General features: G+C 67.1%; 14 protein-coding genes and 1 other RNA gene. 4 read left to right on the top strand and 11 right to left on the bottom strand.

The window, feature by feature from the left end; genetic code table 11:
• Positions 1-3: 3 nt before the first annotated feature.
• From rsmH to rsmI, 3 genes are all read right to left on the bottom strand, one after another.
• Positions 4-954, bottom strand: a complete 951-nt coding sequence (rsmH, locus tag D0901_RS19260; protein WP_129141923.1) for a 16S rRNA (cytosine(1402)-N(4))-methyltransferase RsmH — start codon at positions 952-954, stop codon at positions 4-6.
• 30 nt (positions 955-984) lie between these two features.
• Positions 985-1,341: RNase P RNA component class A (gene rnpB, locus D0901_RS19255), an RNA gene on the bottom strand.
• A gap of 35 nt (positions 1,342-1,376) precedes the next feature.
• On the bottom strand, positions 1,377-2,237 hold the full coding sequence (gene rsmI / locus D0901_RS19250; protein WP_129141922.1) for a 16S rRNA (cytidine(1402)-2'-O)-methyltransferase: 861 nt from the start codon (positions 2,235-2,237) through the stop codon (positions 1,377-1,379).
• 122 nt (positions 2,238-2,359) lie between these two features.
• On the opposite strand from rsmI, the gene D0901_RS19245 reads away from it, so the two are divergent.
• From D0901_RS19245 to D0901_RS19230, 4 genes are read left to right on the top strand one after another with little or no spacing between them, the layout of a single operon-like run.
• Entirely contained in the window at positions 2,360-4,231 is a 1,872-nt protein-coding gene (locus tag D0901_RS19245; protein ID WP_129141921.1) for a penicillin-binding protein activator, read from the top strand.
• Entirely contained in the window at positions 4,218-4,586 is a 369-nt protein-coding gene (locus D0901_RS19240) for a YraN family protein (RefSeq protein ID WP_129141939.1), read from the top strand. The genes D0901_RS19245 and D0901_RS19240 overlap by 14 nt, the downstream gene beginning before the upstream one ends.
• A gap of 22 nt (positions 4,587-4,608) precedes the next feature.
• Positions 4,609-5,202: a phosphoheptose isomerase gene (locus tag D0901_RS19235; RefSeq protein WP_129141920.1), complete on the top strand. Its 594-nt coding sequence runs from the start codon at positions 4,609-4,611 to the stop codon at positions 5,200-5,202.
• 5 nt (positions 5,203-5,207) lie between these two features.
• Positions 5,208-5,786: a BON domain-containing protein gene (locus D0901_RS19230; RefSeq protein WP_224417385.1), complete on the top strand. Its 579-nt coding sequence runs from the start codon at positions 5,208-5,210 to the stop codon at positions 5,784-5,786.
• An 81-nt stretch (positions 5,787-5,867) separates the two neighbouring features.
• On the opposite strand, the gene D0901_RS19225 is transcribed toward D0901_RS19230, so the two are convergent.
• From D0901_RS19225 to zapE, 8 genes are all read right to left on the bottom strand, one after another.
• Positions 5,868-6,347: a ClpXP protease specificity-enhancing factor gene (locus D0901_RS19225; RefSeq protein ID WP_129141919.1), complete on the bottom strand. Its 480-nt coding sequence runs from the start codon at positions 6,345-6,347 to the stop codon at positions 5,868-5,870.
• 56 nt (positions 6,348-6,403) lie between these two features.
• Complete coding sequence (gene sspA / locus D0901_RS19220; RefSeq protein ID WP_129141918.1) at positions 6,404-7,030, bottom strand: stringent starvation protein SspA; 627 nt, start codon at positions 7,028-7,030, stop codon at positions 6,404-6,406.
• Between the two features lie 99 nt (positions 7,031-7,129).
• Positions 7,130-7,888 (bottom strand): cytochrome c1, encoded by a 759-nt coding sequence (locus D0901_RS19215; RefSeq protein WP_129141917.1) that lies wholly within the window; start codon positions 7,886-7,888, stop codon positions 7,130-7,132.
• Positions 7,885-9,147 (bottom strand): cytochrome b, encoded by a 1,263-nt coding sequence (locus D0901_RS19210; protein ID WP_129141916.1) that lies wholly within the window; start codon positions 9,145-9,147, stop codon positions 7,885-7,887. Before D0901_RS19210 ends, D0901_RS19215 begins: the two co-directional genes overlap by 4 nt.
• Positions 9,140-9,742: a ubiquinol-cytochrome c reductase iron-sulfur subunit gene (gene petA / locus D0901_RS19205; RefSeq protein ID WP_129141915.1), complete on the bottom strand. Its 603-nt coding sequence runs from the start codon at positions 9,740-9,742 to the stop codon at positions 9,140-9,142. The genes D0901_RS19210 and petA overlap by 8 nt, the downstream gene beginning before the upstream one ends.
• Positions 9,743-9,917: 175 nt before the next feature.
• On the bottom strand, positions 9,918-10,307 hold the full coding sequence (rpsI, locus tag D0901_RS19200; RefSeq protein WP_129141914.1) for a 30S ribosomal protein S9: 390 nt from the start codon (positions 10,305-10,307) through the stop codon (positions 9,918-9,920).
• A gap of 13 nt (positions 10,308-10,320) precedes the next feature.
• The gene (gene rplM, locus D0901_RS19195; RefSeq protein ID WP_129141913.1) at positions 10,321-10,749 is read right to left on the bottom strand and encodes a 50S ribosomal protein L13; all 429 of its coding nucleotides are present in this window, start codon (positions 10,747-10,749) and stop codon (positions 10,321-10,323) included.
• Between the two features lie 147 nt (positions 10,750-10,896).
• Positions 10,897-11,802, bottom strand: a 906-nt coding sequence (zapE, locus tag D0901_RS19190) for a cell division protein ZapE (RefSeq protein WP_162500923.1), incomplete at its 5' end; no start/stop codon positions are given.

The raw sequence follows: 11,802 nt of genomic DNA, 5'->3' as shown, positions 1-11,802 counted from the left end.
TCCTCAAACGAGTTTGCGGGCAGCTCGCATCACGGCACTGCGGGCGCGGGGATTCTCCGCGATTTCGTCCTCGCCCGGGCGCCGGGCCTTGCCCAGCGTTTCCAGGCGACGCCGCAACTGATCATCCCGGATCGGCATGCCGCGTGGCAAATGGGTATCGCCACGGGCCTGATCGCGCATGAAACGCTTGACGCGGCGATCCTCCAGCGAATGAAAACTGATCACCACCAGATGCCCGCCGGGGGCCAGGGCCTCGAGCGCCGCCTCCAGGGCGGCATCGAGCTCCTCGAGCTCGCGATTGACGTGGATGCGCAGGGCCTGGAAGGCCCGGGTCGCCGGATGCTTGCCCTTCTCCCAGGCCGGGTGAGCGGCCTTGAGCAGCTCGGCGAGCTCGCCGGTGCGCGTCACCGGCGACTCGCGGCGGCGCTCGACGATGGCCCGCGCCATGCGCCGGGCAAAGCGCTCCTCGCCGTAGGTCTTGAAGATCCGCGCGATCTCCTGCTCGCCGGCATGTGCCAGCCAGTCGGCGGCACTCTCGCCGGAGGTGGGATCCATGCGCATGTCCAGCGGCCCGTCGCGCAGGAAGCTGAAACCGCGCTCGGGATCGTCGAGCTGCGGCGACGACACCCCGACGTCGAGCAGCACGCCGGCCAGCCGGCCGTGCACGCCCTGCTCGCGGGCAACCTCGCCGAGCCGGCTGAAGGGGCTCGCGTGAATCGAGAAGCGTGGATCGTCGATGCGCCCGGCCTCGGCCAGCGCCGCCGGATCGCGATCGATGGCCAGCAGACGACCCGCCGGGGCGAGGCGTTCGAGAATCGCCCGGGAGTGGCCGCCGCGGCCGAAGGTGCCGTCGAGATAACAGCCCTCGGGATCGTTGAACAACGCATCGATGGCCCCCTCGAGCAGTACGCTGGCATGGCGATAGGGGGTCGAGGAGGCAGAGCGATGCGGCATGCGATACTCGAAGGCCAAATGTGGAAAGAGGTTGGGAGCCGGCCGGTAAGCCGGGTTCTGTCGCGGACAGTCATTCATCTAGGCCCAGCGTCGCCACTGGGCTCAAGCAACCTACCCGCCCCCACTGCGGGCCACAGCGTCGGGGGCCTATTCGGTCTTGCTCCGGGTGGGGTTTACCGTGCCACGCACTGTTGCCAGGCGCGCGGTGCGCTCTTACCGCACCCTTTCACCCTTGCCGGCAGCTTGCGCTGCTTAGGCGGTCTACTCTCTGCTGCACTTTCCGTCGGCTCGCGCCGCCCAGGGGTTACCTGGCACCCTGCCCTATGGAGCCCGGACTTTCCTCCCCCGGGGTCCGAAAACCCCGGCGGCGACTGTCTGGCCGGCTCCCAAGCGCGCAAGAATAGCAGCGCGGCACGAGCCCCTCAACCGTCGGCCTTGAGCGACAGGGCGAGGTCGTACCAGGCCTTCTTGCGCCCGCCCAGCAACTTGGCGGTCACCGCGGCGGCCTGCTTGACGCCGACCCCTTCGCCGAGCATCGCCGCGAGCACCCGACGCCCCTCGGCCTCGGCGCCGTCGGTATCGGCATCGGTCTGCTCGGCCCCCTCGACCATCACCACGAACTCGCCGCGCGCCTGATCTGGATCGGCTTCCAGCGTCTCGAGCAGGGTATCGGCGCTGCCGTCGAGGAAGGTCTCGAAGGTCTTGGTCAGTTCCCGGGCGAGCACCAGACGCCGGTCGCCGAAGACGGCCGCCAGATCCGAGAGGGTATCGCGGATACGGTGCGGCGATTCGTAGAACACCAGCGTCTCGTCGCGGGTCACCAGCGCCTCGAGCCGGGCGCGTCGCGCCCCGCTCCGGGCCGGCAGAAAGCCGGCGAACAGGAAACGGTCGGTCGGCAGGCCCGAGGCCGAGAGCGCCGCGACCAGCGCACAGGCGCCCGGGACGGGGACCACCCGCGCGCCGCGTTCGCGCAAGGCGCGGACCAGCACGAAGCCGGGATCGGAGATCAAGGGCGTGCCCGCGTCGCTGATCAGGGCGACGTCCTCGCCCGCCTCGAGCCTGGCGAACAGCGGTGCGACGCGACTCGCCTCGTTGTGCTCGTGGAGCGACAGCATCGGACAGTCGATGCCCAGATGGCGCAACAGACGCGACGAGTGCCGGGTGTCCTCGGCGGCGATCAGTGCCACCGAGGCGAGAACGTCACGCGCTCGGGCGGAAAGGTCGCCGAGGTTACCAATCGGCGTGGCCACCACGTACAATGTGCCTTTGCTAGACTCGGTCATGTGTCGTTATCCGAACGTCGTAAGTCATGATCCGCTGCCAGGATGGCACTCGAGTGGCAGACGGCGTGAGCGGCACAGCCGACACTTGGCCGGACTTCGCCTGATACAAGGAATCGAGACGTATGGACAAAACGCTGCGACGCCTGTGCGGCGCCGGCCTTGTCGCACTGCTGATGTCCGGCTGTGCGGGTCAACCCTCCCCGATGGAAGGCGTGCGCGGCGGCCCGGAGCCCGCCGAACTGCTGACCCGGGCCCAGAACCAGAGCGCCTCCGAGGCCGCCCGAACCCGGCTGCAGGCCGCCGACATCCTAGCACGGCGCGGCGATACGGCGCAGGCGCTCGAGGTCGCCGGCGGGATCGACGCGACCCAGCTCGACGCCCAGACGCGGGTCCAGTGGGCGCTGCTGCTCTCGCAACTGGGGCTCGACCAGGAAGACGGCTGGAGCGTGATCCAGGCCACCGCGGTGCTCGACGGCGACGTGTCGATGACCCGCGACCAGACCCTGACCCTGCGCTATCGCCGCGCCCAGGCCCAGGGGCTGATCGGCGAGCCACAGGCCGCCGCCAAGGCGCTGATCGCGCTGCAGCGCGACGACGCCCCCTTCGAGCTCAACGACGCCATCTGGCGCCAGCTCTCGCGCCTGCGCGGCCCGGCGCTCGACGGCGTCGACCAGGGCGACAGCCTGTCGCGTGGCTGGGTCGAGCTGGTCAAGCTGCAGCGCCGCAACGGCGGCGACATCGCCAAGCTGTTCGCGCGTCTCGACCAGTGGCGTTCGAGCTACCCCAATCACCCCGCCGCCCGGCGACTGCCCGGCGACCTGCGCGCCCTGCGCGAGCTGCGGGGGCAGGACGTGCGGCACATCGCCGTGTTCCTGCCCGAGACCGGGCCGCTGGCCAACGTCGCCAGCGCGCTGCGCAAGGGCATCGAAACCCGCCACATGAACGCCCTCGACCAGGGCGAACAGACGCCCCAGCTGACCTTCTACGATTCCAGCGGGGCCAACCTCGACACCCTCTATGCCCAGGCGACCCTGGATGGCGCCCAGGTGGTGCTCGGCCCGCTGGACAAGGACAAGGTCTCGCAGCTCGAACAGCGCGACAGCGTGCCGCTGCCGACCCTGGCCCTGAACTACGGCGTGGCCCCCACCAATCGCGCCGATGGCCTCTTTCAGTACGGCCTCTCGGCGGAAGACGAGGCCCGTCAGGTGGCCCGTCGGGCGCGCCTGGACGGCCATCAGCGGGCCGGCATGCTGACGCCCGACAACGACTGGGGCAGCCGCGTCGGCGCCGCCTTCCGCGACGCCTGGCGCCAGCAGGGCGGCCAGGTCGCCAGCGAGGTCCACTACGACCCCGAGGGCTCGGTGGCCAACGCCGTGCAGCGCCTGCTCGATACCCGCGGCAAGCGGGCCCGCAACGACCTCGACATGCTCTTTTTGCTGGCGCTGCCGCCCTTTGCCCGCCAGGTACCGCCGACACTCGAGTTCTACTACGCGAAGGATCTGCCGATCTACGCCACCTCGCATCTCTACGAGGGGCACCCACAGCCACGCCTCGACCACGACCTGAACGGCGTGCAGTTCGTCGAGATCCCCTGGCAGATACCCGAAGCCGCGGTCGGCGGTGCCGACGCCCTGCCCTACTACGCCAGCTACCGGGAACTCCACGACGGCAGTGATCCGGCGCTGTTCAAGCTCGAGGCGATGGGTGTCGACGCCTTCGAACTGGCCCGCCGGCTGCCCGTGCTCAAGGCCGTGTCCGGCATCGAGATCTTCGGGGCGACCGGCACGCTGAGCGCCGCCGACGACGGACGCATTCACCGCCAGTTGCCCTGGGCCCAGTTCACCGGCGGCGTTCCGCAACCGCCCATGCACCAGGTCGCTGCGCCCGGGCCCGCGGCGCCGGCCTCGTCCACGGAGGATACGAACGAGACCGACGATACCGTCACCCGTCCACTCGACTCGGCGCAGCCGCCCCGTGCCACTGTTTCGCCCTGAGAGCGCCCGCCGGCGCGGCGCCGAGATCGAAGGGGCCACGGCACAGTGGCTGGAGTCCCGCGGGCTCGAATGCGTCGCGCGCAACCAGCACGCCAAGGGCGGCGAGCTCGATCTGGTGATGCGCGATGGCGAGACCCTGGTGTTCGTCGAGGTACGCCATCGTGCCGACGCCCGTCACGGCCATCCGCTCGAGACCATCACTGCCGCCAAGCAGCGCCGCCTGATCAAGGCCGCGCGTTTTTATCTCCAACGCAACGGATTATCATGTCCGTGCCGCTTCGATGTGGTCGGCGTCACCGGCACTCCACCCGATCTGGAGTTCACCTGGATACACGCCGCCTTCGAGGCGTACTGATCGCTACCGGACCCGAATCGACATGGATTTTCAATCGCGCATTCTCGGCCACTTCAACGACAGTATCGACACCAAGACCTATGCCAGCGAAGTGCTGCCGCCTTTCATCGAAGTCGCCAGCCAGATGATGGTCCAGTGCCTGATCCACGAGGGCAAGATCCTCGCCTGCGGCAACGGCGGGAGTGCCGGCGACAGCCAGCATTTCTCGTCGGAGCTGCTCAACCGCTTCGAGCGCGAACGGCCGAGCCTGCCCGCCCTGGCGCTGACCACCGATACCTCGACGCTGACCTCGATCGCCAACGACTACACCTACAATGAAGTGTTCTCCAAGCAGGTCCGCGCGCTGGGCCAGCCCGGCGACATCCTGCTGGCGATCTCGACCAGCGGCAATTCCGCGAACGTCGTCCAGGCCATTCAGGCGGCTCACGACCGCGACATGGCGGTGGTCGCCCTGACCGGACGCGACGGCGGCAACATGGCATCCCTGCTGGGCCAGGACGATTGCGAGATCCGTGTGCCCGCCACGACGACCGCACGCATTCAGGAGGTCCACCTGCTGGTCATCCATTGCCTGTGCGACCTGATCGACGAACAACTTTTCGGCAGCAGCGAGTAATCACGATGATGAAGAAGACAGTGCTAACTCCGGCCCTACTGGCCTTCGCCCTCGGTCTCGGCGGTTGCAGCGTCATCAACAGCGTGGCCACCCCGGCCCCGCAGGGCGAGGACTACAGCACCCGCACGCCGGGCATGAAGGTCGAGGACGAGACCATCGAGTCCAAGATCCAGGAAACCATGGGGCAGACCGATGCCCGCCTGACCGACGCCCGGGTCGGCGTCAACAGCTACAACGGCATCGTGCTGCTGTTCGGCCAGGTACCCAGCCAGGAGCTCAAGGACGAGGCCGAGTCGATCGCCCAGAACACCCGTCAGGTACGCCAGGTCTACAACGAGCTGACCGTGGCCGCCAACCTGCCCATGGGCCAGCGCATGAAGGACAACTGGCTGGAGACCCGCGCCCAGACCGAACTGGCCGCCAACGAGGACATCGACTCACGGCACGTCGAGGTGATCTGCGAGAACGCCACCCTCTATCTGATGGGCATGGTGACCCACGACGAGGCCCAGCGGATCGTCAATCAGGTCTCCGACATCGGCGGCGTGCAGCGCATCGTCAAGATCTTCGAGTACGTCGACTGAACCCGCCAGCCAGGGTGCGGAAACGACGAAGCGGGCGCCCCGGGGCGCCCGCTTCGTATCGCGATGACCGGCTGACGCCGCTTACTTGATGACCCTTAGGGAGGGGCGCCCCTTCTTCTTGCCGCCCTCGGGGTCGTCGTCGCTCCCCGATGTCTCGTCGCCGGCGTCGGCGTTGCCGTCGACGCTCTCCAGGCTCGGCCGGGCCTCGTCGCTCGTCGTGTCTTCCTCGGGTGCCGGCTCGCCCGGCATCACCGGCTCGTGACCGAACACCATCCCCACGCCGTTCTCGCGGGCGTAGAGGGCGATCAGCGCCTCGCAGGGCACGATCACCTGCATGGGCTGGCCGCCGAAGCGGGCGTTGAAGGTAATCGCGTCGTTGGCCATGTTCAACTCGCGGACCGCGCTGGGCGCGACATTGAGCACGATCTGGCCATTCTGCACGAACTGACCCGGCACCTGAACGCCCTCGCGCTCGGCGTCGACGACGATATAGGGCGTGTGATCGTTGTCGAGCAACCACTCATACAAGGCGCGGGCCAGGTAGGGACGGCTGGAGTGCATGCACGGACCCCCTCGGTAAAGCGCGGCCGGCATCAGTGGCGGCCGCGACGGTGAATTCAGGTGCGCATCTCGCGCTCGGTCTCGGTCAGCGAGGCCTTGAAGGCGTCACGCGAGAACAGGCGCTCCATGTAGCTCATCAGCGGCTTGACCTGCTTTTCCGGCAGTTCGATGCCCAACGCCGGCAGGCGCCAGAGCAACGGGGCGATGCAGCAGTCGACCAGCGAGAACTCCTCGCTCATGAAGAACGGCATGTCCTCGAAGATGGGGGTGATACCGACGATGCTCTCGCGCAGCTCCTTGCGGGCCCGGTCCACCTCCTTCTTGTTGCCGGCGACGATCTCCTCGACCAGCGGGCACCACTCGCGCTCGATGCGATGCATCCACAGGCGGCTCTGGGCGCGCGCCACCGGGTAGACCGGCAACAGCGGCGGATGCGGGAAGCGCTCGTCGAGATACTCCATCATCACCTTGGATTCGTAGAGCACCAGCTCACGATCCAGGAGTGTCGGCACGCTGTTATAGGGGTTGAGATCCGCCAGCTCGGCGGGACGGTTGTCCTCGTCGGCTTCGATGATGTCCACGGCGACACCCTTCTCGGCCAGCACGATACGCACGCGATGACTGTAATGATCATCGCTGCCGGAGTAGAAGGTCATGGACGACCGCTTGGCCACTACACCCATGTAACAGTTCCTCGCATCAGTTCGAGCCCGAATGATAACACGACAAACCGCGACCGAGAGACCGTTTAGCGCACTCGCGCCGACCCGCCGATGGCACCATCAGTGGACATCGCGCCAGTACTCGCGCTTGAGCAGATAGGCGATCAGGGCGAAGACGGCGAGGAAGATCAGTACGCGCGGCGCGATCGCCTCGGCCTGCAGCCGCGCCGGCTCGCCGACGTAGGCCAGGAAGTTGGTCAGGTCCCACATCGCCCGGTCGAACGCCGCCGATGACAGCCTCCCCGGGGTCACGATCTCGAGCGTCCGGCACGGCCGATGATGGCCCGGATCGCGGCCCCCACCAGCCCGCCCGGCGTCTTCGCAGACCGGTTCCTGAACGCCCTGCAGGGGCTCCAGGACGTTGGGCATCGCCACTCCCGGAAACACTGTATTGTTGACGCCCCACGGCCGCTCGGGGTCGCGATAGAAGCTGTGCAGGTAGGTGTAGATCCAGTCGGTGCCGCGCAGGCGCGCCTCGAGCGTCAGGTCGGGCGGCGCCACCCCGAACCAGGCCTCGCCGTCATCAGGCGCCATGCCGGTACGGATGGGGTCGTTGAAGTCCAGCGATTCGGGGAAGATCAGGTTCTTCTCGAGCCGATCGCGGGGGATCCCCAGATCGCGGGCGGCGCGACTGAAGCGCTGGTACTGCAGGGAGTGGCATCCGGCGCATTCATCGATGAACAGCACCATTCCGCGTTGCAACGAGGCCTTGTCGTGCAGGTCGGGCGTCATCGCATCGAGCGCCGCCCCGCCGTCTTCCGCCGCCCAGCCGACGAGCGGCAACAGGGCCAGGAGCCAGGCAAACAGATGGCGCCTCATCGTCCCGTCACCCTGTCGGGCACGGGCCGCGTCGCCTCGAGGCGGGTATAGAACGGCATGGCGAGGAAAAAGGCGAAATACACCCCCGTGCATACCTGCGCGATCACGGTGCGCACACCGGTGGGCGGCATCGTGCCCAGCACGCCGAGGGTCACGAAGGCCCCGACGAACACGGTCAGCATGATCCGCGAAACCCGGCCCTTGTAGCGCATCGAGCGCACCGGACTGCGATCCAGCCACGGCAGCACGAAGAGAATCGCGATCGCCAGCCCCATCGTCACCACGCCCCAGAACGTCGAGTCCAGGCCCAGCAGGTCGAAGGTCACCGCCCGCAACATGGCGTAGAACGGCGTGAAGTACCACACCGGGGCGATGTGCGCGGGTGTCTCCAGGGCGTTGGCAGGTGCGAAGTTGGGCGACTCGAGAAAGTAGCCGCCGCCTTCGGGAAAGTAGAACACCACGGTGCAGAACACGCACAGGAAGACTGCGACGCCGACCAGGTCCTTCACCGTGTAGTAGGGGTGAAAGGGAATGCCGTCGAGCGGTTTGCCCTGCGCGTCGGTGCGGGCCTTGATCTCGATGCCGTCGGGGTTGTTCGAGCCCACTTCGTGCAGGGCCACCAGATGCAGGGCCACCAGGCCGAGAATCCCGATCGGCAGCGCCACCACGTGCAGGGCGAAGAAGCGGTTGAGGGTGACCCCCGAGACCAGATAGTCGCCGCGGATCCACTGCGCCAGGTCGGGGCCGATGCCGGGGATCGCCGAAAACAGCGAGATGATCACCTGCGCGCCCCAGTACGACATCTGCCCCCAGGGCAGCAGATAGCCCATGAAGGCCTCCGCCATCAGCGCCAGGTAGAGGGCCATGCCGAACAGCCAGATCAGTTCCCGCGGCGCCTTGTAGGAGCCGTAGAGCAACCCGCGAAACATGTGCAGATAGATCACCACGAAGAACGCCGAGGCCCCGGTGGAGTGCAGGTAGCGGATCAACCAGCCGTAGTTCACGTCGCGCATGATGTACTCGATCGACGCGAACGCCCCCTCCGCCGTCGGCGTATAGCTCATGGTCAGCCAGATGCCGGTGAGCAGCTGATTGGCCAGCACCAGCAGTGCCAGCGAGCCGAAGACGTACCAGACGTTGAGGTTCTTCGGCACGTAATAGCGACTGAGATGATGCTGCCACAGCCGCGACGCCGGGAAGCGCTTATCCACCCAGCGCATCAGCGTGCGCCGCGACCTGGCGCGATCGGGATCAGCCATCGGCCACCTCCGGGTCCTCGCCGATCACGACGACGCTGTCGCGCTCGTAACGGTGCGGCGGCACCTCCAGGTTCAAGGGCGCCGGGACGTTGGTGAAGACCCGCCCGGCGAGGTCGAACTTGGAACCATGACAGGGGCAGAAATACCCGCCCGGCCAGTCGCTGCCGAAGGCCGGCTGGCCGGGCTCGGGACGGTAGACCGGCGAGCAGCCCAGGTGCGTGCAGATCCCCACCAGCACCCCGATCTCGGGCTTGATCGCGCGCAGCGGCCCGTCGGCGTAGGGCGGCTGTTGAGGCGTCCGTGACTCGGGGTCACGCAAGCGGTCGGGATCGAAGCCACGCGTGCGCTCGATCATCGCCGGCGTGCGGTGAACGAGCCACACCGGACGCCCGCGCCACGCCACGGTGACCTGCTGGCCGGGCGCCAGCTTGGCGATGTCGACCCGCACCGGGGCACCCGCCGCCAGSGCCCGGGCGCTGGGCTGCCAGGAGGCCACGAAAGGCACCGCCGCGCCCATGGCCCCCACCGCCCCCATCACGCCGGTCGCGCCGACCAGAAAGCGTCGCCGCCCCCGGTTCACCCGCCGCTCCGTCATTGTCGACTCCTTCCCCTGTTGCCTCCCCGATCACTGGCACCATGCGCCCCCGGGACAAGTGAACGGCACGGCCAGGTCATGCACAACCCGTGTGCCTCGCCCCATTCTACCCCGACAACGAAAAACGCCCAGGCTCGACGAGCCTGGGCGTTTCGCGGCAGGAGCCGGCGTCGCGTTAACGCTTGGAGAACTGCGGACGACGACGTGCCTTGCGCAGACCCACCTTCTTGCGCTCGACTTCGCGCGCGTCGCGGGTCACATAGCCAGCTTCACGCAGCGGCTTGCGGAATTCTTCGTTGTAGCTGATCAGCGCCCGGGTGATACCGTGGCGAATCGCGCCGGCCTGGGCCGAACCGCCGCCGCCGGCGACCGTGATGTAGGCGTCGAACTGCTCGCCGGTCTGGGTCAGCTCGAGCGGCTGACGCACCACCATCTGTGCGGTGACGCGACCGAAGTACTCGCCCAGCTCGCGGTTGTTGACGGTGATCTTGCCGGTGCCCGGCTTGAGGAATACGCGGGCCGTGGAGGTCTTGCGACGACCGGTACCGTAATACTGCTGTGACATGGCGTAATATCCCTTAGATGTTCAGTTCTTGCGGCTGCTGCGCGGCGTGCGGATGCTCGGCACCGGCATAGACCTTGAGCTTGGTGTACATGGCACGACCCAGCGGACCCTTCGGCAGCATGCCCTTGACGGCGGCTTCGATGACACGCTCCGGCGCGTAGTCGATCATCTGCTCGAAGTTCATGGAGCGCAGGCCGCCCGGATAACCGGTGTGGCGGTAGTAGTTCTTCGCCTGGGCCTTGTTGCCGGTCACGCGAACCTTCTCGGCGTTGACCACGACGATGTAGTCGCCGGTGTCGACGTGCGGCGTGTATTCGGGCTTGTGCTTGCCACGCAGGCGGCGAGCGATTTCGGTGGCCAGTCGGCCGAGCGTCTTGTCCGCGGCGTCGACGACATACCAGTCGCGCTTGACGGACTGCGGCTTAGCACTGAACGTCTTCATGGATTGAATCACCAATTGCTGTATTGGGCCTCGCGCGTGAGCGCTCGACCATCCCTATTTTTCTTGGTTGTCGTCGCCCACGGGCGCGACAACGTTCGAGCGAGCGCGCATTGTACATGCTCTGCCCGCTCAGGTTAAGAGCCATTATCACGGTTTGTGGGCCAGCGCCAGGTACTCCCGCGACTGCATCTCCTGGAGCCGCGACAGGGTGCGCTCGAACTCGAAGGTCAGGCTGCCTTCCGGGTACAGCGACTCGATGGGCACCGCCGCCGACATCAGCAGCTTCACCCCCCGGTCGTAGAACTCGTCGACCAGATTGATGAAGCGCCGCGCCTGGTCCTCGCTGGTCCGCCCCATCTGCGGCACATCGGCCAACAGCACGGTGTGGAATTCGCGGGCCAGCTCGATGTAGTCGTTCTGGCTGCGCGGCCCGTCACAGAGCGTGGCGAAATCGAACCACACGACGTCCTCGTACAGCCGCCGCGCGGTGAGCACGCGGTGATTGATCTCGATGGGCACGTCACTTTCGCCCTCGGCCCCGGCGACCTCGCGAAAGCTGCGCGCCAGATGGCGTTCGGCCTCGTCTCCCAGCGGCGTATGGAAGAGGGTCACGTGCTCGAGCGCGCGCAGCCGGTAGTCAATCCCCGAATCGACGTTGACCACCTCGCAGTGACGCTCGAGCAGATCGATCGCCGGCAGGAAACGGGCCCGCTGCAGGCCGTCCTTGTACAGCTCCCCGGGGACGATGTTGGAGGTGGCGACCAGCACCACGCCCCGGGCGAACAGCGCCTCGAGCAGATTGGCGAGAATCATCGCATCGGTGATGTCCTTGACGAAGAACTCGTCGAAGCAGATGACCCGGGCCTCGCTGGCGAACTTGCCGGCGATCAGGGTCAGCGGATTCTTCTCGCCCTTGTAATGCTCGAGTTCGTTGTGGACGCGCTGCATGAAGCGATGGAAATGCGTGCGCATCTTGTCCGGGAACGGCAGTGTCTCGTAGAAGGTGTCGACCAGGTAGGTCTTGCCGCGCCCCACCCCACCCCAGAAGTAGAG

It is taken from the genome of Modicisalibacter coralii (genome assembly GCF_004117855.1).
GTDB lineage: Bacteria > Pseudomonadota > Gammaproteobacteria > Pseudomonadales > Halomonadaceae > Modicisalibacter > Modicisalibacter coralii.
Note: the sequence above shows the minus strand (reverse complement) of the source record. Positions and strands in the feature narration are given on the sequence as shown.